The organism is Verrucomicrobiota bacterium, from assembly GCA_019247695.1.
Lineage (GTDB): Bacteria > Verrucomicrobiota > Verrucomicrobiia > Chthoniobacterales > JAFAMB01 > JAFBAP01.
Map to the genome: position 1 here is coordinate 1 of JAFBAP010000179.1, position 20,997 is coordinate 20,997.

A 20,997-nucleotide genomic window follows, 5' to 3' on the forward strand; every position below is an offset into this window, starting at 1 on the left:
ACCAGGCGGTACTTGCCGCCCAGGGGCACGGCGGGCTTGGCGCGCTTCTGCGTCAGGGGAAAGAGGCGGGTGCCGGCCCCGCCGCCCATGATGATGGCGAGGGTGGAATCCTGTAGGGTCTTTGGCTTCATGGCTGGCTGGGGGTGAGGATCTGGATGATGATAGGCGCGAGCGGGGCCTCACCAGCCCGTCGCCCTCCGGGCGACGCATCGGAGGCTCAACTTGCCCAATGGTCAGAACGGGTTCGCGTCCCGAGCCGCGCGCGTTCAACGAATGGCACCACCGGCGGGAAAAAAAACCGTCACACGGTCACACGGCGCCACGGCGGGCCACGGCGAACACGGCGGAAAGACGGAATCATCCGCAGAACACGCAGAAGAACGCAGAAAAGAGGAAACCTCCACAGATTACACAGATTGACAAAGATTAAGAGGACTTGGCGGCAACTCTAAGGTTGACACTCGCACCCACCCCCCCCACGGTGCCGCTCCGAACTCCGAACTCCGAACTCCGAACGCTTTCCTCTTTCCGCCGTGGCTCGCCGTGGTCGCCGTGTGAACTCTTACATTGTGCCCGCCACACCCGCTGCGGCCGCCGTGTGACCGAGCTCCGAGTGTTACGCGTTCTCGAGGGACGTCAAGAGCCCCTCGTTGCCCGGAGCCGCGCGCCGGGATGACCAAAAGTATTTGGCCGAGGGCGAGGCTTTCTCGGGCAGCGCCGCCTGAAAACTCACTTCCTTAATTTCCCTCTGTTTACGTTTCACCTTAGGGGCTCCACTGGTTACGACTGCCACAAACAACAGGGTGATCGCATCCTTATCGCGCCGGTCAAGCACCCCGAGCAGTGAACCGATCTGCACGCGCAAGCCCGTTTCCTCGTAAACTTCCCGCTTCAAGGCCTTGATGAGCGCTTCACCCCGTTTGACCTTCCCGCCAGGCAACGTCCAGCATTTCAAACCCGCACTTTGCCGAACCAAGAGAACATTTCGATCCGGATCCTCGATCCAGGCCATGACCGACACTTCCTTAGTGGGGCGCGCCGGGGAAGGTTTCCTCGCGGATTTGGGCATACCTAGATAAGCGACGTGACCGGCGGCCTGCATAAGCCTCGGAGAGCCTTTTACGTGTGGCCGCACTTCCTGTGTACGGACGTTCCGGTTTTTCCGTCGCCGCCGGTGGAGGTGGCAAGGGTTCCGGGCCGGGTACGGGAGCCGGTCCGGGCGACGCCGGGGGCAGCGGATCCGGCGGTAGCGGCACCGGAACCGGCGGTGCGGGAGAGGGTGGCTCTGAAAGGGAACCGGAGTTTCGCCTCCCGGTTCGAGTTGATACACCCAATGTGATGAAAGGAGGTCCTGAACGAGCAGTGGTTATCATTGCCTCAACGCCGGCTCACGCTGAAATACGCTTCCTTCACGGCCATTTCGGGACTGCGCCGATCGGCGGACGTGCTTGGGGCGGTAAACGGTATCACGGTTATTTCTTGAAGTGCCGAGGGCTAAACCGTTAAGCCTGCATAGCCCTCAGCACGATTCGCCTGGCCTCGAAGGGCCGGCAGGCGGGAGGGCGGAGTTAACATGAAAAAGATCGTGGCTTTTTGTGCAATCTTTGCGCTCGGAATTTTATCGGCCCGGGCGGACGACGACACCTGGCATAACGTTTACCACAGCCTGAAGCGGTTCTTCACCGGCAGCGACAGCCATCATCATCATTCGACAGAGTCAACCACGCATCGGCATCGAAGCGCGAAACGGACTGCGTCGCCAACGCCATCTTCAGCCTCATCTTCGTCCTCGTCCTCCGTTGCCGCCACCGCAAAGAAAACCCAGAACTCGCCTGCAAACGGCGCGTCAGAAAATTCTCCTGAAGCGGGTCCTTCACCGGAGACCCGGGCGGTGGTGCTGCCCGAACCTTCGCCCGCACGGCCTGAGGCCACGGCGACGCCGGCAGTGACGACGACGGCGACTCCGGCGCAATGACGCCCGTTTACCGCCCGTTCAGGCAAGCCACACGGGTCAGATCGGCGCGCCGGGCGCGGCGGGCGGCCTGCAGTAGCCGGGGAGATGACACGACCAGTAGTGTCGTTGAACCGAATGTGTTTCGACCCTTAGGATCTGAGACCCATTTGACTTATAGAAGGCAGCCCCATGAGCACCCATTTTCCTGATCTCACGCAACATCCTCCGCGCAGCCCGCGCCAACGGTTGGGCGGCTTCGCCATTCTGCCCCGCATGCTTGACAAAGGCCGTGCCAGCATTGCCGCCAGGAACGGCGAATACCATTACGCATGCCCGCTCGACCAGCGCTTTCTTGAGTTCACCGGCGTTGACGCCGAGGCCCTGAAAGAGCAACTCGCAGCCGGCAAGGGTGACGGGGAAATCCTGCAGTGGATTCTCGAAAACTCGCCCCGAAAGCCCGGTCCGGTGGAGATTGCGGCATGGTCGGCCATGGCCGAGCAGCGTGCACCCTCGGACGTCGAGTCACGGCAGTTTTTTAACGAGCAACACCAGAAACACGCGCCTCACCGGGAGGACATCGTGACGTGGTTCGACCTCCTTGAGCTGGACGATTACGCCAGCTTCGGCGGCAAGCCTTAGCCGGGGGCAGTTGCGTCCCGAGGACGCGAGGGAACGGCCGCTGCGCCCCTCAAAAGTGCGCGGGCAGGTTCGGTTGGTTAGAGACGCACGGCGCACGGCTCCCGGGTTTCGTGCGCCGTCGGGGCTGTCACGAGCGAGCGCGCGAACCGCCGTGAACCGCACCGGTGAACTCCTTCGTAAAGCTTACCGGATGAGAATAAAATCGACCCCGATCAAGGTTCAGGCCGGCCGATTTGAGTTCGTCAAGCTCAACACCGCCCGGTATGATTGGCGCGACACCTACCACCTTATCCTCACGCTCAGCTGGCCCCAGTTCGGCGCAGTGATCCTGGGCGGTTATCTCCTGATTAACCTGATCTTCGCCGCCCTATACGTCCTCGGGGGCAACTGCGTGGCGGAATTACCCCCGGGATCCTTCACGGACGCCTTCTTTTTCAGCATCGAGACCCTCGCAACCGTCGGTTACGGGCACATGTACCCGGATACCTTCTATGGCCATTGCATCACAACCCTCGAAATCGTGGTGGGAATGTTCGGGATGGCGGTGGTCACCGGCCTCATCTTCGTCCGGTTTGCACGCCCCACGGCCCGCGTCTTGTTCTCCAACCGCGCCGTAATCGCACCTTTTAACGGGATCCCAACGCTGATGCTGCGGGTGGCCAACCTGCGGCACCACGCAATGGCCGAAGCCGAGTTCCGCTTGATGCTCATACGCACGGAACCGATCCGGGAAGAGGCAGGCGTTCGGCACTTTTATCATCTCGCCCTTGAGTTCGAGCATCTGATTGCGTTCCCGGCAGCATTGACCCTGCGGCACCCTATCAACCAAAGCAGCCCGTTGTACGGGATGCATGCAGAAGACCTGCAACGGACCGACTCGCGCCTCGTGGCCTCGATCGTGTGCATCGACACCGTCATTCAGGCGCCCGTACAAAGCGCCCAGGATTACGTGCACGACGAAGTTCTCTGGGATCACCGGTTCGTTGAGATTTACCACGAGGAAGCCGACGGCCGGCTCACGGTGGATTACGGGAAATTCCACGACACGGAGCCGATGTAGGTCCTGGAGTTCGGGGCCCGGCGGTTCGCATTCGAAGTTCGAAGCTGCTGATCTGCTGGCCGCGGTCGCTGCGCAACGGCTGCGAAGGCCGGAAAATAATTAGAGGTCTCCGGCTGAATCCGTGTCAGCCGGTGGAAGTCTATCTGCAGAATCGGCATCGGCGGCGGAACGTTCTACTTGGTCCGGCGTTTGACGGCATAGCCATACTGGATCGGCCACGCCGGTTCCTCCTCCAGAGCGTACGCCGCCTTAAGCGCCCAGTACGGTTCGCGAAGCAGTTCGCGCGCCAGGAAGACCAGGTTAGCTTCTCCACCCGTAATCACCTCGTTGGCGTGCTGCGGGTCGGTAATCATCCCCACCGCTCCAGTCCTGATGTCCGCCTCTTCGCGGATCCGCCGTGCAAACGGGACCTGGTACCCCTTTGCGACCGGGATACGGGCCGTGGGTACGAGTGCTCCGGAAGAAACATCGATAAGGTCGACTCCCAAAGGCTTGAGGGCTTTCGCCAGGGCGACGGACCCCTCAACGTCCCATCCGCCCGGGACCCAGTCGGTAGCCGAGATGCGCACGAACAAGGGCAACTCATCGGGCATGAGGGCGCGCAACCGTTCGGCAACGCGCAGCACGAGGCGCATCCGGTTTTCCAGGCTGCCGCCGTACTGGTCCTGTCGATGGTTGCTGAGCGGCGAAAGGAACTCGTGGAGCAAATAGCCGTGGGCGGCATGAATTTCGAGCACTTTGAAACCTGCGGTTAACGCGCGGCGGGCGGCGGCTTCGAAGGCGTCAACGATGCGGTCGATGCCGGCTTGATCCAGCTCGACAGGCGCAGGCTCGCCTTCATCGAAGGGAATCGGGCTCGGGGCGACCACGGGCCAGCCACCCTGTTCCGGCGTGGCCAGCCTGGCGCCGCCTTTCCAGGGCAGATCCGAACTTGCCTTCCGGCCGGCGTGAGCCAGTTGAATGGCGGCGACCGCGCCCTGGCTGTGAACGAACCTGGCCATGCGAGCCAGCGGCTCGATGTGTTGGTCGTCCCAAATGCCCACATCTCCGGGCGTGATGCGGCCCTCCGGGGTAACGGCGGTCGCCTCGACTATCGCCAGGGCTACGCCGCCGGCGGCACGGCTGCCGAGATTGACCAGGTGCCAATCGTTGGCAAACCCGTCGTGGGCCGAATACTGGCACATCGGCGCCATCACGATGCGATTGCGTAACGTGACGCCCCGGATGGTCAACGGGCTGAACAGGTCGATTTCGGGCACTTCCCGGTCGTGGGCGGCGGTGGCCCGGCCCGAACGAATCGGGGCTGTAAAAACGCGGTGCCCCGTTTGGTCGGCTGCAGTCGCAGGCTTAAGTTGGTTCTGGGTCGTTTCGTTTGTAGACATCTTCCTTCTTACCACCTTGGTTATTTACAATCGCGATGCGGGGTCCCGGTGCGCTCACCAAGCGGAAAACTATACCGGCCCGCGTAGTTACCGCCTACGGCTCAGGCTTGATGCGTTGCGTGATCGCCTTGCGCACGGCGGCCAGCGGGGCTGCATCCTCAAAGATCACCGTTCCCGGCCGCCGTTCGACGCCGAGTTGATGCCACAACCCGTCCAGGTCAGGCGCTACCGGCGCGGCTCTCATCCTGGCGTAGAGGTCTTCGAGCACGGTCACCCCCGCGGCACGATCAGCCGTGGCCAAGACCCGCGAAAGCGGCCACTCCGACTCGAGGTTACCCCCGGCTTTCAAGATGCCCCGCATCGCGTCTTCAAGTCCTTTCCGGTTTTCCGTGCGTTTGCGAATTTCGACGTCCGCGAGCAGGCAGAAGAGCGCTCCGCCCCAGTACGTCCGGCCCCAGGTGTGCGTGAAATCCAGGCCGCGATCCCCCGGCTGAGGCAGGCCGTTCGGCATTCCCTCGACCATATCGCCCCAGACTTTTTGGGGTGAAAGTTCGCCGATACGCGCCCGGGCGATGGGTTCGACGTACGTAGCCAGCCCTTCTTCAATCCAATGGTGTTGTGGGGGAACCGAAGGACACGCCAGGTGCACCATTTCATGCGTGGTGACCCAATCGTCAGCGAAGTCCGGCTCGGCGCTGTCAATACCAACGGAAATCGACAGATGAGCGCTGGGAAAGCCGAAGGCGTGACCCGAGTTGATGCCGTGACCGCCGTGGGCATCGACCCGGATCTCCACGGCGGCGACCGGGTACTGTTGATAGTAGGCGGCCACGGCTTCCGCCGAAAGTGTTATCCGGCCCAGGATCAGCTTTCGAAGCCGGTCGGACGGGGAGAAATCGAAGCGGACATCGACCTGGGCACCTTTAACGTGGAGCTGGTCAGGCCCCTGCGCTTCGTACGAAGGGGTGGGCTCCAGGGCGATGATCGCGAGAACGCACGCGAAAGCGAATGAATGCGGTCGCCGCGCCAGCCGAATCGCCATATAGAATGCTTAGTAGGCGAAAACTCATTCCGTGTCTAATCTCCGGCCATGACAATGGGCATGGCTCATCTGCGACCCGCGACCCGTATTGGTTCTTGGGGAGAAGCCGGGCGGGGCGTCGCAACGGGAGAAGCGGAAGGACTGCTATTTGTCGGCCGGCCGGAATTGCTGTTACCCTTGGGCGCAGGACTGAAAAGGAGGGCATCCCCCCGTTTCCCGCTGGTTGAACCTCCCGGAGCGCTTGGTCACTTTCACTCAGGATGGGAATAACCGTCGCTCCGGCCGGCTCGTGGTAGTATTACCATGTCGCTCATCCTGCATTCACTGTCGTTTTTCGGACTGCTCGTTGTTGCCGTTTGGGCCGCCGCAGGTGAACTGACCGTGCAGAGCGGTCCCGCACGCGTGCACCTGCTTGAGCTGTATACGTCTGAGGGTTGTTCGAGTTGTCCACCGGCTGAGGCATGGTTCTCGACGCTGAAGCAAAACCCGCACTTATGGAGGGAGATCGTTCCACTGGCATTTCACGTGGACTACTGGGACGGCCTCGGATGGAAGGATAAACTGGCGTCACCGGCCAACACCGCGCGCCAGCGCAAATACGCTGCCGGCTGGGGAACCGGGACGGTATACACGCCGAGCTTCGTGGTTGATGGCCGGGAATGGCGCGGGCGCGAGATAGAAAGTCTCGCCGAAGCGGGAGCAGACGCCGGGAGACTCACGGGGGCATTACGCGACAACGGCGACGTAGTCGTGACTTTTTATCCGGCCGGGAACGAGATGCGATTGCTCGAGGCGCACGCCGCGCTGCTTGGCTTCGGCCTGAAATCCGGAGTCACCGCCGGAGAAAACCGCGGCTGCATCTTGTTTCATGACTTCGCGGTAATGGCGCAGGCGGGAGGAATCATGACGCAGCAACGCAACGAGCTTCGTGTGACTCTGCATTTGCCGCCGCCACGGGCCGCCCATGAGCCTTCGGGCCTGGCGATCTGGGTTAGCGAAGCTGGAAAACCCGATCCGATCCAGGCAGCCGGCGGCGCCGGCTGACGAGGTAGCTTTTGCCGGTGAGTTCCCCCCTGCGCCGCAACCGGGCGATCTTGCACAGGTTTCTGCTGGTTTCATCGGGCGAAGCTTGCACGCGCCACAGTTCCGCCTCATGCTCGTAGTCATGGCAATGCACCCCTCAGCGGACATCCGCAATTTTGCCATCGTCGGTCACGCCTCATCCGGCAAAACCATTCTGAGTGAGGCCATGCTCGCCTGTAGCGGCGCCATTGGTCGTATGGGGCGTATCGTCGACGGCTCGACGATATCCGATTACCACGTGAGTGAACGGCAGCGGCAGATTTCCACCCAGACCTCGCTGCTGCACACCGTGTGGATGGACAAACAGTTCAATTTGATGGACACGCCGGGCTACCTTGATTTCATCAGCGAGGCGCTTGCGGCGTTACGCGTGGCCGACTTTGCCCTGGTGGTAGTTCACGCGCAGCACGGCATCGGCGTGGGCACCGAGCGGGTTTGGAATTGCGCCACGGATTGCGGCATTCCGAAGATCATGGTTGTTAACGCGATGGACAGACCGAATGCAAACTTCGACGACGTCCTCGCCGATGCCCGGGCGCATTTCGGGGCCCGCGTATTTCCGGTGAACGTGCCGATAAACCCCGGACCAGGCTTCAGCCGGATTCTCGACGTGCTCCGGAACGACGTGGTTGCGTACGAGACCACCGGCCGGGGCCGGTTCACGGAAGAGCCTGCGAGTGGCGAGTGGAAGGAACGCGTCACCCGGCTGCACAGCGAGTTGATCGAACTCATTGCAGAGTCGGATGACACATTGCTGACAAAGTTCTTCGACCAGGGCGGGCTTTCAGAGGAGGAATTTCGAAGCGGCATCCATGCGGCCGTCCAGCAACAGCTTTTTATCCCGTTATTCTGCATTTCGGCCGAGACTGACGTGGGGGTGGCGCGCCTGATGGATTTCGTTGCAAAGTACGGCTCGTCGCCGGTGGACCGCCAAACGGTTCGCGCCCTGGACGGCGACGGCAGGGAAAAGTCCGTCGCGCTCACGGGCACCGAACCGGTCGCGCAGGTGTTCAAAACCATGAACGAGGAACGCTTCGGCGAACTGTCGGCGTTTCGCGTTTATTCCGGCACGGTCAAAACCGGGATGGACCTGTTCAACAGCACCCGCGCTATCACTGAACGCATTGGACAGATTTATGTTTTGAATGGCCGCGATCGCGTCGCTGTCGGCGAACTGCGCGCCGGTGAGATCGGGGCGACGGTAAAGCTCAAGGACACTCACACCGGTAACACCCTTTGTCTGCCGGGCCGGCCGGTGCGGCTGCCGGTTCCGGAGTATCCGAAACCCACGGTGCACGCCGCCCTCCAGCCGAAGGCCAAGGGCGAGGAGGACAAAATTGCTGCGGGGCTCGCCCGGTTGCACGAGGAGGATCCCGCCTTCGTGTTCACCACCGACTCCGAACTCCATCAAACCATCGTCGCCGCCCAGGGCGACCTGCATCTTGATGTCGTGGCCGAACGCCTACGGCGCCGGTTCAACGTCCACTTTGACCTCATCGAACCGCGCGTTCGCTTTCGTGAAACCATCCGGGCAACCGGTGACTCGACTTACCGCCACAAAAAGCAGACGGGTGGCGCCGGCCAGTTCGCGGAGGTGGCGCTACGGATCGCGCCGGCACCGCGCGACTCGGGGATTACATTCCGCGAATCGCTCTCCGGCCAGTGCGTGGACCGCGTGTTTGTCTCGTCCGTCGAGCGCGGTGCCCGGAACGCCTGCACGGAGGGAATCCTGGCCGGCTACCGCGTCGTGGACGTCAGCGTCGATTTTTACGACGGCAAGATGCACCCGGTGGATTCCAACGATATTTCATTCCAGGTTGCCGGCTACTGGGCCTTTAAAGAGGCTTTCCTCAAAGCAAGGCCTTGCCTGCTCGAGCCCATTCATACGCTCGAGATTCGTATCCCCGAAGATTGCACGGGCAAGGTCATTGGGGACCTTTCAAGCCGCCGCGGCAGAATTATCGGGACGGATGCGGACGGCCCGCTTCACGTCGTCCGGGCGCAGGTCCCGGCCAGGGAACTCTACCGGTACGCCAGCCAATTGCGCTCGTTGACCGGCGGCCGCGGGGTGCACACGGAAACCTTCAGCCATTACGAAGAACTGCCGCCCGACATTGAACCGCAGGTGATCGACGCCGCGAAAAAGGCGCGGGTCAACCATTAGCAACAGCCCCTGAATTTGCCTTTACCGCAGGCGTAACGGGCGTCCTGCCGTTCCCGGAAGAACTGTTCGTAGGTCATGATCGGCTCGTTCGGGTGGAACGCCTTACGGTGTTCGACGTAGTTTTGATAATCGGGAACGCCGACCATCAGGCGCGCCGTCCTGGCTGCCCAGCTGCCCACGATTCGAACCTTGCGAAAACCATCACGCATGGCTGCCTCCGGCGGTTAAACCAGCGGGCTCTACCTCGACTGCGGTGACCTCCGGCGTGGAAAGCGCCCGGCCGATGCTGATCAAGCCGTAGAGGAGCACCGCCACGATAACCGTCACGAAGATCGCCGCCAACCCGGCGTCGAGGTAATCATTGAAAACGATCCTGCCCATGTCCGCCGCGGTCCTGGCCGGGACCAGGAGCCGGCCGGCTGCCATGGCGTCACTGAATTGCCTGGCATGCGCCAGGAAGCCGATGGCCGGCGAGGGATGGAAGACCTTTTGAAACCCAGCCGTGAGGGTACACACGAGGAGCCAGGTCGCCGGTAAGATGGTCACCCAGGCAAAGCGCTGGCGTTTCATCTTAAAGAGCACCACGGTGCAAAGGACCAGCGCAATGCCCGCCAGCATCTGGTTGGAAATCCCGAACAGCGGCCAGAGCGTGTTGATTCCCCCAAGCGGATCAAGCACGCCCGCATAAAGAAAATAGCCCCAACCCGCCACTGCCAGGACGGAACCGATCAGGTTGTTGCTCCACGATTTCGTCTCCTTGAACCCGGGGATCACGCTGCCGATCAGATCCTGAATCATGAAGCGGGCTACTCGGGTACCCGCATCGACGGTGGTGAGAATAAACAGCGCCTCAAACAGGATGGCGAAATGGTACCAGATTCCCATCAAAATGCTGCCGCCGAACATCCCCGACAGGATATGGGCCATCCCGACGGCGAGCGTGGGGGCGCCTCCGGTCCGCGACAGCACGCTGGTTTCGCCGACGTCCCTGGCAATTTGGGAGATCATCTCGGGTGTGACGGTAAAACCCCAGCCGGAGATCACCTGAGACGCTTTGGCGGCCGTGGTTCCGATCAGGCCGGCCGGGCTGTTCATCGCAAAATAGACGCCGGGCTCGATCACGCCGGCCGCGACCATCGCCATGATCGCGACGAACGATTCCATCAGCATGGCGCCGTAGCCGATAAAACGCGCCTGCCGCTCGTTCTCGAGCATCTTCGGCGTCGTTCCCGATGAGATCAGGGAATGGAACCCGGAAACGGCGCCGCAGGCGATCGTGATGAAAAGAAAGGGAAACAAGGTGCCTGCGAAGACCGGACCCGTACCGTCAACGAAGCGGGTGATGGCCGGCATCTTCAGGTCCGGATGCACGAGCAGAATACCGGCTGCGAGCGCAATGATGGTGCCGATTTTGAGGAAGGTGGATAAATAATCGCGCGGCGCCAGCAGCAGCCAGACCGGGAGGACTGACGCGACGAAGCCATAGCCGATGATCATCAGGGCGAGGGTCTCGCCCCGCAAGGTGAACAGGGCGGCCAAGGCAGGCGTCTCGGACAGCGTCCGCCCGTAGATCAGCGCCGCCATGAGCAGGACGAAGCCGATCAGGGACATCTCGCCGATGCGCCCCGGGCGAAGGAAGCGGCTGTATAGCCCCATCAGAATGGCGATCGGGATCGTGCAAAACACGGTGAAAGTGCCCCACGGACTGGCAACCAGGGCTTTGACCACGACCAGGGCAAGTACCGCCAGCAGGATGACCATGATCAACAGGACGCCAATGAGGGCGATACCTCCGGCAACACGGCCCATCTCCGAACGCACCATGTCGCCCAGGGACCGGCCGTCACGCCGGACCGAAAGGAACAGCACGGTAAAATCCTGGACGGCACCGGCAAACACCACGCCCGCAAGGATCCAGATAGTGCCCGGCAGATAACCCATCTGCGCGGCCAGGACCGGGCCGACGAGCGGGCCGGCCCCGGCGATAGCGGCGAAGTGGTGGCCGAAAAGCACGTATTGGTTGGTCGGCACATAGTCCAGGCCGTCGTTGTGGCGAATCGCCGGCGTCGGGCGCAGCCGGTCAACCCTCAAGACCCGGTCGGCGATGAAGCGGGCATAATACCGGTATGCAATCAGGTAGGTACAAACCGCCGCCACGACCATCCATGCGGCGTTGACGGTTTCTCCGCGCCTGAGGGCCACCGTCGCCAGCGCGATCGCACCCAGAATGGCAACGCCGAGCCAGATCAAGTCTTTTCTGTTCATGAAATCAATACCAGCCCGGAAAGTGTAATGACCCCGTCCAGGGAAGACCAGGACAAATCAGGGGCGAAAAGAACCGGCAGACCGGGCCCGTACGATCGATAGCGTTCTGTTTCTCGCATGAAAGATCAAGTCCCGCTCGACCCTGCAGCCCGCGCGGATACACCTCCGCAGGCCGATGATCCCACCCCGGAATTCGCGCCCGAACTCGCGTACCGGCGCTTAATGATGGTTAACGTCGTCTTCGCCGGCCGGTCTGGGGCGGGTGACCGGCAATGGACGCTGATCGATGCCGGCGTGCCCGGCACGACCGGTCTGATCGAGCATGCCGCCCGGGAAAGGTTTGGCGGCGATTCAAGGCCGGCGGCGATCATTATGACGCATGGGCATTTTGACCACATCGGCGGCCTGGAAAAGCTCGCCCGAAGATGGGATGCCCCGATCTACGCTCACGAATTGGAACTGCCCTATCTCAATGGCAGCGCTGCGTACCCGCCGCCGGACGCGTTGGCCGGGGGCGGCCTTATGCCCCTGCTCTCGCCGTTGTTCCCGCGCGGCCCGATCGATGTGAGCCGGTGGCTGCACGCGCTGCCCCCGGATGGCAGCGTGCCGTCGATGCCGGGTTGGCGCTGGATTCACACTCCGGGCCATACCCCCGGGCACGTCTCGTTCTGGCGCGAAGCCGACCGTGCCCTCATCGCCGGAGATGCGTTCATCACCACCGGCCAGGAATCGGCCTACTCCGTGGCGGTCCAGAAACCGGAAATGCACGGGCCGCCGATGTATTTCACGCCGGATTGGGTTTCAGCGCGGGAATCGGTCCGCAAACTGGCCGCGCTGGAGCCCGAGGTGGTGGTAACCGGCCATGGCCGGCCCATGCAGGGAGAAGCAATGCGCACCGCACTTCATACCCTCGCCCGGGACTTTGACGAGGTCGCCGTTCCGAAGCACGGCCGGTACACCGGCCGACCGGCTACGGCGGAAGACGGGACCGCTTACCGGGAGCCTTAGGCAGCCGTCGTGCGCGCAATCCGCCCGGACGGCGTGGTTCCCGGGATGGAGAGCGGCGCGTAAGAAGACTTAGGAATATCCGCCGCTCTAAATCGCTCAGGCACTATGTATCGAGGTTCACCTTATGCCTAAACGCTCATCGAGTTGGTTGAAACGAGTCCTTTCAGTTCTGTTCGTGATGACCGCCATGTTGCCGGTCATGCCGTCAAGAGCTGACCAGACGGGGAAAGCAGCGCCGGATTGGCAACTGAGCGACGTGAACGGGAAACCGCTGAAGCTCGCGGACTTCAAGGGCAAGGTGGTCGTACTGGATTTCTGGGCCACCTGGTGCCCGCCGTGCCGCGCGGAAATCCCCGGCCTTGTTGCAATCCAGAAGAAATACGCGAACCAGGGGTTAAGTATTATCGGCATATCGCTTGATGAGCAGGGGCCCACGGTGGTGAAACCGTTTATCGACCGCTTTGCCATCAATTACCCCGTCGTCATGGGCAATGAAAAGGTTCTGACCGACTACGGGGGCATATCGGCGATTCCGACGACGTTCGTCATTGATCGCGAAGGGAACGTGGTCGCGGCTCACGAGGGCTATACGGATCAAGCGACATTCGAGTCAGAAATCAAACCCTTGCTGGCGGCGGGAGCGCGAAGCTGATGGGGGTTGGAATTCGGTCACACGGCAAGCCACCGCGGAGGGAAGCGGTTCGGAGTTCAATACCCCCCGCGCAGTGCTGATCAATCCTGACGGGGGTTGAAACCGGAGGCTCGACGGAGTTGCTCCCAAAGTGCACGTTCCTCGTTGCTGACGTGCTGCGGCAACTGCACCACCACGACCGCGTATAGATCGCCACGCTGGCCATCCCTGCCTCTCGGCAACCCCTGGCCGCGCAGGCGGAACTGCTTGCCCTGGTTTGTTCCAGGCGGAATCCGCAGCTTCGCCTGGCCGCCGCCGAGCGTAGGCACAGTCACGCTCGAGCCAAGCACGCCTTCCCACGGCGCGAGGTCCAGGTCGTAGTACAAATCCGAACCCCGCACGCGGAAGTCCGGGTGAGCCGCGAGTCGCACGCGCAGGTAAAGGTCGCCGGACTCACCGCCGCCGCTGCCTTGCCCGCCTTTGCCCCGGACGCGAATAGACTGGCCGTCATGCACCCCGTGCGGAATGCGGACGCGGATGGTCTCGGTTTGCCCCTCGCCAGTCCTGGGGTCGACCCTCTGGAGCGAGATGGTCCGGCTGGAGCCGTGCAGGACTTCATCCAGCGTGACCAGGAGATCTCCTTCGATGTCTGCGCCGTGCTGCGCAAAGTCCGCTTCGGCACCCCCACCTCGCCCGCGGTGAAACGCCTCCTCGAAGCCGCCGTAGCGCCCGCCGCGCCCAAAGAACTGCTCGAAGAAGTCGCTGAAGCCCGTGCCGTCGAAATGAAATTCCTGCGTCTGCGTTCCATCCGGGCTGGTCCAGGCGCCGCCTTGCCGGCCGGGCGGCGGTTCGTAGCCGGGACCTTCCTGCCAACGCGCACCGAGTTCGTCGTACTTCTTCCGTTTCTCCGGGTCGCCGAGCACCTCGTACGCCTCGTTGATCTCTTTAAATTTCTCTTCAGCCGTCTTTTTGTCTTGTGCGACGTCGGGATGATACTGGCGCGCCAGCTTGCGAAAGGCCTTTTTGATGTCCTCCTCGCTGGCGTCACGCGACACCCCGAGGGTGGCGTAATAATCTTTAAACTCAACGGGCATGGCCGAAACCTTCGGGGCGGCTCAGGTCGTTGACAACCACTTTGGCCGGGCGAAACACCGTGTTCCCCTGGCGGTAACCGCGCTGGAAAACTTCCAGCACGGCATGATCGGGGTGACGCGGGTCGCGGCGGCCGGCAACAGCCTCGTGCCGGTGCGGATCAAACGGATGGCCGAGGCTCTCCTCGGGTTCAATGCCGTGCTCGCGCAGCAACCCGTGCAGTTGCTGGAGGGTGATCAGGACGCCTTGGCGCAGCTGATCGGGCGAGGCCGACGCGTTCGCAGCAAGCGCGCGTTCGAGGTTATCGATGACCGGCAGCAGGTCGCGGATGAACTCATGCTTTTGGGCGGCAGCGCGCCGCTCGATCTCCTGAGCCAGCCGTTTGCGGTAGTTATCGAAATCGGCGGCAAGGCGCAGGTACCGGTCTTTCTGTTCAGCAATCTCGGCCTCCAGCACCCTGGCAGCGTCATCGAGCCCAACATCGTCCGCAGGGTCGGGGGCAGCGTTGTAGCTAGCCATAAGGCGCCTCCTCAGAATCCTGCGGACCGGAACCGTCGGGCATCGTCTCGGCGGTGAAACCGGTCGCCGTAAGGCGATGTACTTCTTCGCGCCGTTGTTGATGTTTCCACAGCCTCTCGCGCCGAAGCCTCGCCTTCAAGGATTCCACTTCCCGGAGCAATGCCTCGACGGCGTCATCAAAGGCTTTGATGACGTCGGTCGAGGCCTTTTCGCTGTGGAGAATGTTGGATGGCAGCCGCAGGTTGAGCGCGGCCGTGTGAAGGCACCTCTTCGGTTGCCGCCCGAGCACGATCTGCAAGTGAACGGCGTCCGGCGGGAAGTGTTTGAGATGCTTTTCGAGCTTGCTGACCTTTTCGTGGATCTGCTTCCGGAGCATTTCGTGACCGTGCAGGTTCTTGGTAACGAGGCTCCACTGAAACGTGGTTAACGTTGTCACGGGTCGCATACGGCCGCTCCAATCTTTAATCTTTGTTATGCCGGCTGTTTGGCTTTGAGCGGTGTCGTTTCAAATGCCAGCTGGCCCTTCTCAAGATCGACGGTGATGCGGCTGTAGTCGCTGATCTGACCGGCGATGAGCTTCCTCGACAGCTGCGTTTCGATGGCGCGCTGCAGGAAGCGCCGCAACGGCCGCGCCCCGTACACCGGGTCGTAGCCTTCCCTCGCCACATAGAGTTTGGCCGCGTCCGTCAGCTCCAGCTCGATGTGCCGTTCCGCCAAGCGCTCCCGCACCAGCTTGAGCTGCAACTCGACGATGCGTTCGATCTCGCCGATCGTCAGCGGCTTGAACAACACGATGTCGTCCACCCGGTTCAGGGACTCCGGCCGGAAATGGGCCCGCAGCTCGCCCATGACCTGCTTGCGCACCGGCTCGGCAATCTCGCCCGCCTCGCTTGCGTGCTCGACGAGGTAGTGGCTGCCGATGTTGGACGTCATGATGATGATCGTGTTCTTGAAATCCACCGTGCGGCCCTGGCTGTCGGTCAGGCGCCCGTCATCCAGGATCTGCAAGAACACGTTGAACACGTCCTGATGCGCCTTTTCAACCTCGTCAAAGAGCACCACGCTGTAGGGCCGGCGTCGCACCGCTTCGGTCAGCTGGCCACCTTCCTCGTAGCCCACGTAGCCCGGCGGCGCCCCGATCAACCGCGCCACAGCGTGTTTTTCCATGTACTCGCTCATGTCGATGCGGATCATGTTCTCCTCGCTGTCGAAGAGCGACTCGGCCAACGCCCGGGCTAACTCGGTCTTGCCCACCCCGGTGGGGCCCAGGAAAATGAACGAGCCGATCGGCCGCTTAGGGTCTTTGAGGCCCGAGCGGGCCCGGATGACCGCATCGGCCACCGTCTGAACCGCCTCGTCCTGGCCGATGACGCGCTGGTGCAGGATCTGGTCGAGCCGCAGCAGCTTTTCCTTCTCCCCTTCCAGCAACCGGCTGACCGGGATTCCCGTCCACCGGGCCACGACCTCGGCCACCTCATCGGGGGTGACTTCTTCCTTTACCAACCGGCGCCCGCCCTTGCCGTCCGCCTGAGCCTCCAGCGCTTTGAGCTGCTTTTCCAGCTCCGGGATGCGGCCGTACTGGTACTCGGCTACCCGGCGCAGGTCACCCTGGCGCTGGGCCTTGTCCATTTCGGTGCGGGCCTGCTCCAGGGCCGTGCGCAACACCTGCACGTCATCGATGACGCGCTTCTCGTTGTCCCATTCGGCCTTGAGCGAATCGCGCTGGCTTTTGAGTTCCGCCACCTCCTTTTCCAGGTCATCCAGCCGTTCCCGGCTGGCTGGGTCCTTTTCCTTGCGCAAGGCTTCCCGCTCGATCTCCAACTGCAACAGCCGCCGTTGCAGCCCCTCGAGTTCTTCGGGCATCGACTCGATCTCGGTACGCAGCTTGGCGGCCGCTTCATCGATGAGGTCAATGGCCTTGTCGGGCAGGAAACGGTCGGAAATGTACCGGTGCGACAGTTGCGCCGCCGCGACCAGGGCCGCGTCCTGGATGCGCACCCCGTGGTGCAGTTCATAGCGCTCGCGCAAGCCTCGCAGGATGCTGATGGTGTCTTCCACGCTCGGCTCGTTGACCAGCACCGGCTGGAAACGCCGCTCCAGCGCGGCATCTTTCTCGATGTGCTTGCGGTACTCATCCAGCGTGGTGGCCCCGATGCAGTGCAACTCGCCCCGCGCCAGCATGGGCTTAAGCATATTGCCGGCGTCCATGGCCCCTTCGGCCGCCCCGGCTCCCACCATGGTGTGGATCTCGTCGATAAAAATGACGATCTGGCCCTGGGCCTGCACGATCTCCTGCAGCACGGCCTTGAGTCGCTCCTCAAATTCGCCCCGGTATTTGGCCCCGGCGATCAGGGCTGCCAGGTCCAGAGCGATCAGCCGTTTCTCCTTGAGGCTCTCGGGCACGTCGCCGGCCACGATCCGCCGGGCCAACCCCTCGACGATTGCCGTCTTACCCACGCCCGGGTCACCGATGAGCACCGGGTTGTTCTTGGTGCGCCGGCTCAGCACCTGGATGCAGCGGCGGATCTCGGCGTCCCGGCCGATTACCGGGTCGAGCCGGTTCTGGGCAGCCAGCTTCGTCAGGTCGCGCCCGTATTTGTCGAGCGCTTCATAGGTGGCCTCCGGGTTCGCGCTGGTGACGCGCTGGTGGCCGCGCACTTCGGTCAACGCGCGCAGGAAATCGTCGCGGCGCAGGTTAAGGTTTCTGAAGATCTTGCCGACGGCGGTGGAGGCCGGCTCGTCAAACATGGCCAGCACCAGGTGCTCGACGCTGACGTACTCGTCCTTGAGCCGCTTGGCCTCATCCTGGGCGCGCACCAGCAGCTTGTTGAGGCGCTGGGTGACGTAGAGGCCCTGGCCGGTGGCAGTATCACCCGAGACGCGCGGGATGCGGGCGAGCTCCTGTTCGAGCTCGGTCCGCACCAGATCGGGCGAGACCTTGGCTCTTTCGAAGAGGCGGGGCACCAAGCCGCCTTCCTGGTTGAGCAACGCAAGCATGAGGTGCTCGACGTCGACGGCTTGCTGCTGGTTGCGCGTGGCAATGTTCTGCGCTTCGGATAGCGCGGTTTGCGATTTTTCGGTAAATTTACTAAGATCCATACACTTGGCGGTTTACCGTTACGGCTTCGGCCCGGTTGGTTGTCCCTCTACCCTCGTCCACGATCACGGGCGATTCTTAACGGTGTACCCGGGGCAAGAAGGCTGCAAGCGGCAGCAACCAAGGCCGCAGAGGCCGCCGTAAGGCCGGAAACCGACGGAATATAGCACATAGAATGCCAACAGGAAACCGAGTCGACGGCTTCCCCCCCGGTCCATGGCGCACAACTTTCCGTCTCCGGCCGGTTCAGCCCGCACGGTTTAATGCTAATGCCGGTCCCGCTTGATCCGCAAACACGTCGGGTCCGGAACCGCAGTTTTTCCCGCTGACGCCGTGACAAGCGGACCCGGTTTCGCTTCATTGTGGTTGGATTATCAGCCCGATGCTTCACGTCTTGAACCATCCCCTTGGTGAGCACATTGTCACGCACCTTCGCGATCGAACGACCAAGCCCGTCACCTTCCGAACGCTGACTTACCAACTCGGCTTGCTGCTGGCGATGGAAGCGACCCGGGATCTGGGCACACAAGCTGTGACCGTGCACACGCCTTTGGAACGCCACCAGGGCCGCGTGTTGGCCGAACCGGTTGCCGTGGTGCCGATCCTCAGGGCGGGGTTGGCGTTGCTGGCTCCGTTCACGGACCTGTTTCCGGACGTCAGCGTGGGCTATCTCGGCCTGGAGCGGGACGAAGCCTCGGCCCTGGCCCGGCGTTATTACGCCAAACTGCCGCCTTTGCGAGACCGGCGCGTCTTCGTGCTCGATCCGATGCTGGCCACGGGCGGGTCAGCGCTCAAAGCGATCGAGGGTATCCTGGGACACGGCGCCCGGGAGGTGCGCCTCGTGTGCGTGGTGTGCGCGCCCGAAGGAGTGCGGGCGGTTGAAACGCGGTATGCGGGGATCCAGGTTTTCACGGCGGCCCTGGATCGAGAATTGAATCTTCAAAAATACATCCTGCCCGGTCTGGGCGACTTTGGTGACCGGCTTTACGGGACGTAGGGCCGCCGGTTCCGCAGGCGGCTTGATGAAAGGCGGGAGAGAATCCTTTCCGGAGCGCTCCGATGTCGCCAGCAGATTCGGGGGCGCACCTGCCGCGGGTGATGAAAGCAAGGCGGGCACTGCCGCGCCGCTCAGAATCCGCTCGCGGCGTTTGTGTCCGAATCCCAGAACTCTCTTTGGTCCAGGTCCGACGGCCGCCTGATGCCTTCCAGCCGGAACGTCAGTTCCGCCCAGGCGAGGGCCTCTGCGCAAGGCTCGCAGACGTTGCGCATTTGTACGGAACTGTAATGAGTTAACTCGACTTCATCTAACTCGCACAGGAAGCAATAGCCGCCTGTCGGGAACGGCCGTTTATGTGTGCTCGCGCTTAAGCCCATACTAATCAATCTGGTTCGTTGAAAAGCTTGTTACGACCAGATGAAACGAAACTTGAGGGGCTCGCGATTCGGTTTAACACACGGTGAGCCGCCGGGAGAGCAGCTCAGGGCTCGGTCACGCAGCGGGCGCAGCCGGGTTGGCGGGCACAACGTAAGCGTTCACACGGTCACACGGCGGGCACGACGTAAGAGTTCACACGGCGCCACGGCGGCCACGGCGGGAAGAGGGGGAAGCGTTCGGAGCTCGGAGTTTGGGGTTCGGAGGCGCGCGGCCGGCGACAGAGGTCGAACTCCACCCCGGGGTAACGCGTTCCGGCAGATGGAGTTCCTGGCTGGGCTCAACCATTCTTGCAGGACGAACACAGCCCCTTTTCGTTCACCCACAGCCAAGGGGCAGCAGGGTTTCGCCCCGTCACCCTACGGGGTGGGCGGTGGGCCGAGTTCGACCAGCAGATCGGCAAGTTTCCGGTAGGCCCGGTTGCGGTACGCAATGAGTTCAGCCGTTTTGGCCGCCGAGATATTCAGGAAGCCTCCCCCGGTTTTGGTCCCGCATTTACCTTGGGCGACCAGGTCGGAAAGAATTTTCGGCGTGGCCAGGCGCTCTCCGAAATGCTGCTCGAATGTTTTGAAACAGGCGGCGTAAACGTCCAACCCGGCCATGTCGGCAACAACGAACGGGCCGAAGAAAGGCAATCGGAAGCCGAAAGTCGTGCGGACGATATCATCGATTGCCTCGGGGCTCGCGATGCCTTCTTCCGCGATGGTGGCGGCTTCCTTGAAAAGGACATACTGCAGCCGGTTGAGAACAAAGCCTGCGGAATCCCTCAGCCGGGCGGGGACCTTGCCGGTACGGCGGATGAGGTCTTCTACGGGCGCGAGGATGGATTCGTCCGTTCGAGCGTGCGGTATCAGTTCGACGCCGGGAATGAATGGCGCCGGATTTGAGAAATGGACGCCCAGGAACCGGCTTGGATTTTCAAACGCCTGGGCCAAGCCGCCGATCGGGAGAGTAGAGGTGTTGCTGCCGACGATTCCCTCGGGATGAACGGCGCGGGAAATGCGCCCCAGGACCTCTCGTTTGATCTCGGGCACTTCCGGCACAGCTTCCTCGACAAAATCGACGGACGCCACGGCTGCCTCAATAGAATCAGCCGCCCGCAGGCGGCTTTGAATGGTTGACGCGCTGCCCGGGTTGAACAGTCCTTCCCGTTCGAACTGATCAGCCTCAGCCAGCAGCCGGTCGAGGGACTTTCTCGTCAGCTCAGCGTTGACATCCGCCAACTGCACTTCGACTCCGGCAAGCGCCAGCGATTGCGCAATGCCGCCGCCCATATAACCCGCGCCCACCACTGCTGCAGTGTCAATCTTGTTTTTCATGACTGGTTTCGGGGAGAATTGGCTTCAGGTGTTCGCGTCTCGACGGTGCAGCGGACACGGCGGCGCCGTCAAAAAGGGATTTTTTGAATCGCGAAATCGCGGCGGGTGAACCGGGGTGGCGTCGAGCGGTGTCTGCCCGGCCGGTCGCTTTCGCAAAAAAAAGGAGCCCCGGGGTCCTTGTTGAGGACCCCGGGGCTCATCGGTTCTGGCAGCGGCCTGCGCTCGCACCCCCTCACGCGCCACTCGCCCTCGGGGCTGCGGCCTTTCACGGCCGCCGTCGGCTAGCCAATGGACCGGCCGTCCCCTGACA

The 20,997-nt window shown here is 62.4% G+C and carries 20 protein-coding genes; 8 read left to right on the forward strand and 12 right to left on the reverse strand.

What is annotated here, in order from left to right:
- Positions 1-131, reverse strand: a 131-nt coding sequence (locus tag JO015_20990; protein ID MBW0001579.1) for a hypothetical protein, incomplete at its 3' end; no start/stop codon positions are given.
- Positions 132-616: 485 nt separating this feature from the next.
- Positions 617-1,012 (reverse strand): NUDIX hydrolase, encoded by a 396-nt coding sequence (locus JO015_20995; protein MBW0001580.1) that lies wholly within the window; start codon positions 1,010-1,012, stop codon positions 617-619.
- A gap of 561 nt (positions 1,013-1,573) precedes the next feature.
- On the opposite strand from JO015_20995, the gene JO015_21000 reads away from it, so the two are divergent.
- The 3 genes from JO015_21000 to JO015_21010 all read left to right on the forward strand — a co-directional run bounded on the left by JO015_21000 (position 1,574) and on the right by JO015_21010 (position 3,653).
- On the forward strand, positions 1,574-1,975 hold the full coding sequence (locus JO015_21000) for a hypothetical protein (GenBank protein MBW0001581.1): 402 nt from the start codon (positions 1,574-1,576) through the stop codon (positions 1,973-1,975).
- A 168-nt stretch (positions 1,976-2,143) separates the two neighbouring features.
- Complete coding sequence (locus JO015_21005; GenBank protein ID MBW0001582.1) at positions 2,144-2,593, forward strand: DUF5069 domain-containing protein; 450 nt, start codon at positions 2,144-2,146, stop codon at positions 2,591-2,593.
- Positions 2,594-2,783: 190 nt separating this feature from the next.
- Positions 2,784-3,653, forward strand: a complete 870-nt coding sequence (locus JO015_21010; GenBank protein MBW0001583.1) for an ATP-sensitive inward rectifier potassium channel 10 — start codon at positions 2,784-2,786, stop codon at positions 3,651-3,653.
- Between the two features lie 173 nt (positions 3,654-3,826).
- Here JO015_21010 and JO015_21015 read toward each other — a convergent pair whose 3' ends face one another.
- Both JO015_21015 and JO015_21020 read right to left on the reverse strand, forming a co-directional pair.
- Complete coding sequence (locus tag JO015_21015; protein ID MBW0001584.1) at positions 3,827-5,035, reverse strand: NADH:flavin oxidoreductase/NADH oxidase; 1,209 nt, start codon at positions 5,033-5,035, stop codon at positions 3,827-3,829.
- A 94-nt stretch (positions 5,036-5,129) separates the two neighbouring features.
- Positions 5,130-6,077 carry a hypothetical protein gene (locus JO015_21020; GenBank protein ID MBW0001585.1) on the reverse strand — a complete coding sequence of 316 codons (948 nt, stop codon included), beginning with the start codon at positions 6,075-6,077 and terminating at the stop codon, positions 5,130-5,132.
- Positions 6,078-6,380: 303 nt separating this feature from the next.
- On the opposite strand from JO015_21020, the gene JO015_21025 reads away from it, so the two are divergent.
- A complete protein-coding gene (locus JO015_21025; GenBank protein MBW0001586.1) occupies positions 6,381-7,121 on the forward strand; it encodes a DUF1223 domain-containing protein in 741 nt (246 codons plus the stop codon).
- Between the two features lie 121 nt (positions 7,122-7,242).
- Positions 7,243-9,324 carry an elongation factor G gene (locus JO015_21030; GenBank protein ID MBW0001587.1) on the forward strand — a complete coding sequence of 694 codons (2,082 nt, stop codon included), beginning with the start codon at positions 7,243-7,245 and terminating at the stop codon, positions 9,322-9,324.
- Here the strand turns inward: JO015_21030 and JO015_21035 are convergent.
- Both JO015_21035 and JO015_21040 read right to left on the reverse strand, forming a co-directional pair.
- On the reverse strand, positions 9,321-9,533 hold the full coding sequence (locus JO015_21035) for a putative selenoprotein (protein ID MBW0001588.1): 213 nt from the start codon (positions 9,531-9,533) through the stop codon (positions 9,321-9,323). The two genes, JO015_21030 and JO015_21035, sit on opposite strands and share 4 nt — an antisense overlap.
- Positions 9,526-11,589, reverse strand: a complete 2,064-nt coding sequence (locus JO015_21040; GenBank protein ID MBW0001589.1) for a carbon starvation protein A — start codon at positions 11,587-11,589, stop codon at positions 9,526-9,528. The genes JO015_21035 and JO015_21040 overlap by 8 nt, the downstream gene beginning before the upstream one ends.
- A gap of 117 nt (positions 11,590-11,706) precedes the next feature.
- Here JO015_21040 and JO015_21045 point away from each other — a divergent pair, with 117 nt between their 5' ends.
- Together JO015_21045 and JO015_21050 are read left to right on the forward strand one after the other, a co-directional pair.
- Positions 11,707-12,597 (forward strand): MBL fold metallo-hydrolase, encoded by an 891-nt coding sequence (locus tag JO015_21045; GenBank protein ID MBW0001590.1) that lies wholly within the window; start codon positions 11,707-11,709, stop codon positions 12,595-12,597.
- Positions 12,598-12,721: 124 nt separating this feature from the next.
- Positions 12,722-13,249 carry a redoxin domain-containing protein gene (locus JO015_21050; protein ID MBW0001591.1) on the forward strand — a complete coding sequence of 176 codons (528 nt, stop codon included), beginning with the start codon at positions 12,722-12,724 and terminating at the stop codon, positions 13,247-13,249.
- Positions 13,250-13,329: 80 nt separating this feature from the next.
- Here JO015_21050 and JO015_21055 read toward each other — a convergent pair whose 3' ends face one another.
- Genes JO015_21055 through clpB form a run of 4 tightly spaced genes read right to left on the reverse strand, consistent with a single transcriptional unit; the run spans position 13,330 to position 17,938 of the window.
- Entirely contained in the window at positions 13,330-14,322 is a 993-nt protein-coding gene (locus JO015_21055) for a J domain-containing protein (GenBank protein ID MBW0001592.1), read from the reverse strand.
- Positions 14,312-14,839, reverse strand: a complete 528-nt coding sequence (locus tag JO015_21060) for a nucleotide exchange factor GrpE (GenBank protein MBW0001593.1) — start codon at positions 14,837-14,839, stop codon at positions 14,312-14,314. The genes JO015_21055 and JO015_21060 overlap by 11 nt, the downstream gene beginning before the upstream one ends.
- Positions 14,832-15,284, reverse strand: coding sequence for a ribosome-associated translation inhibitor RaiA (locus JO015_21065; GenBank protein MBW0001594.1), 453 nt, complete (start codon positions 15,282-15,284; stop codon positions 14,832-14,834). Before JO015_21065 ends, JO015_21060 begins: the two co-directional genes overlap by 8 nt.
- A gap of 26 nt (positions 15,285-15,310) precedes the next feature.
- Positions 15,311-17,938, reverse strand: coding sequence for an ATP-dependent chaperone ClpB (gene clpB, locus JO015_21070; GenBank protein ID MBW0001595.1), 2,628 nt, complete (start codon positions 17,936-17,938; stop codon positions 15,311-15,313).
- A 380-nt stretch (positions 17,939-18,318) separates the two neighbouring features.
- Between clpB and upp the strand changes: the two genes are divergently transcribed.
- The gene (upp, locus tag JO015_21075; protein MBW0001596.1) at positions 18,319-18,933 is read left to right on the forward strand and encodes a uracil phosphoribosyltransferase; all 615 of its coding nucleotides are present in this window, start codon (positions 18,319-18,321) and stop codon (positions 18,931-18,933) included.
- A gap of 131 nt (positions 18,934-19,064) precedes the next feature.
- On the opposite strand, the gene JO015_21080 is transcribed toward upp, so the two are convergent.
- The gene (locus JO015_21080) at positions 19,065-19,205 is read right to left on the reverse strand and encodes a hypothetical protein (protein ID MBW0001597.1); all 141 of its coding nucleotides are present in this window, start codon (positions 19,203-19,205) and stop codon (positions 19,065-19,067) included.
- 522 nt (positions 19,206-19,727) lie between these two features.
- Entirely contained in the window at positions 19,728-20,687 is a 960-nt protein-coding gene (locus JO015_21085) for a 3-hydroxyacyl-CoA dehydrogenase family protein (GenBank protein ID MBW0001598.1), read from the reverse strand.
- Positions 20,688-20,997 lie beyond the last annotated feature (310 nt).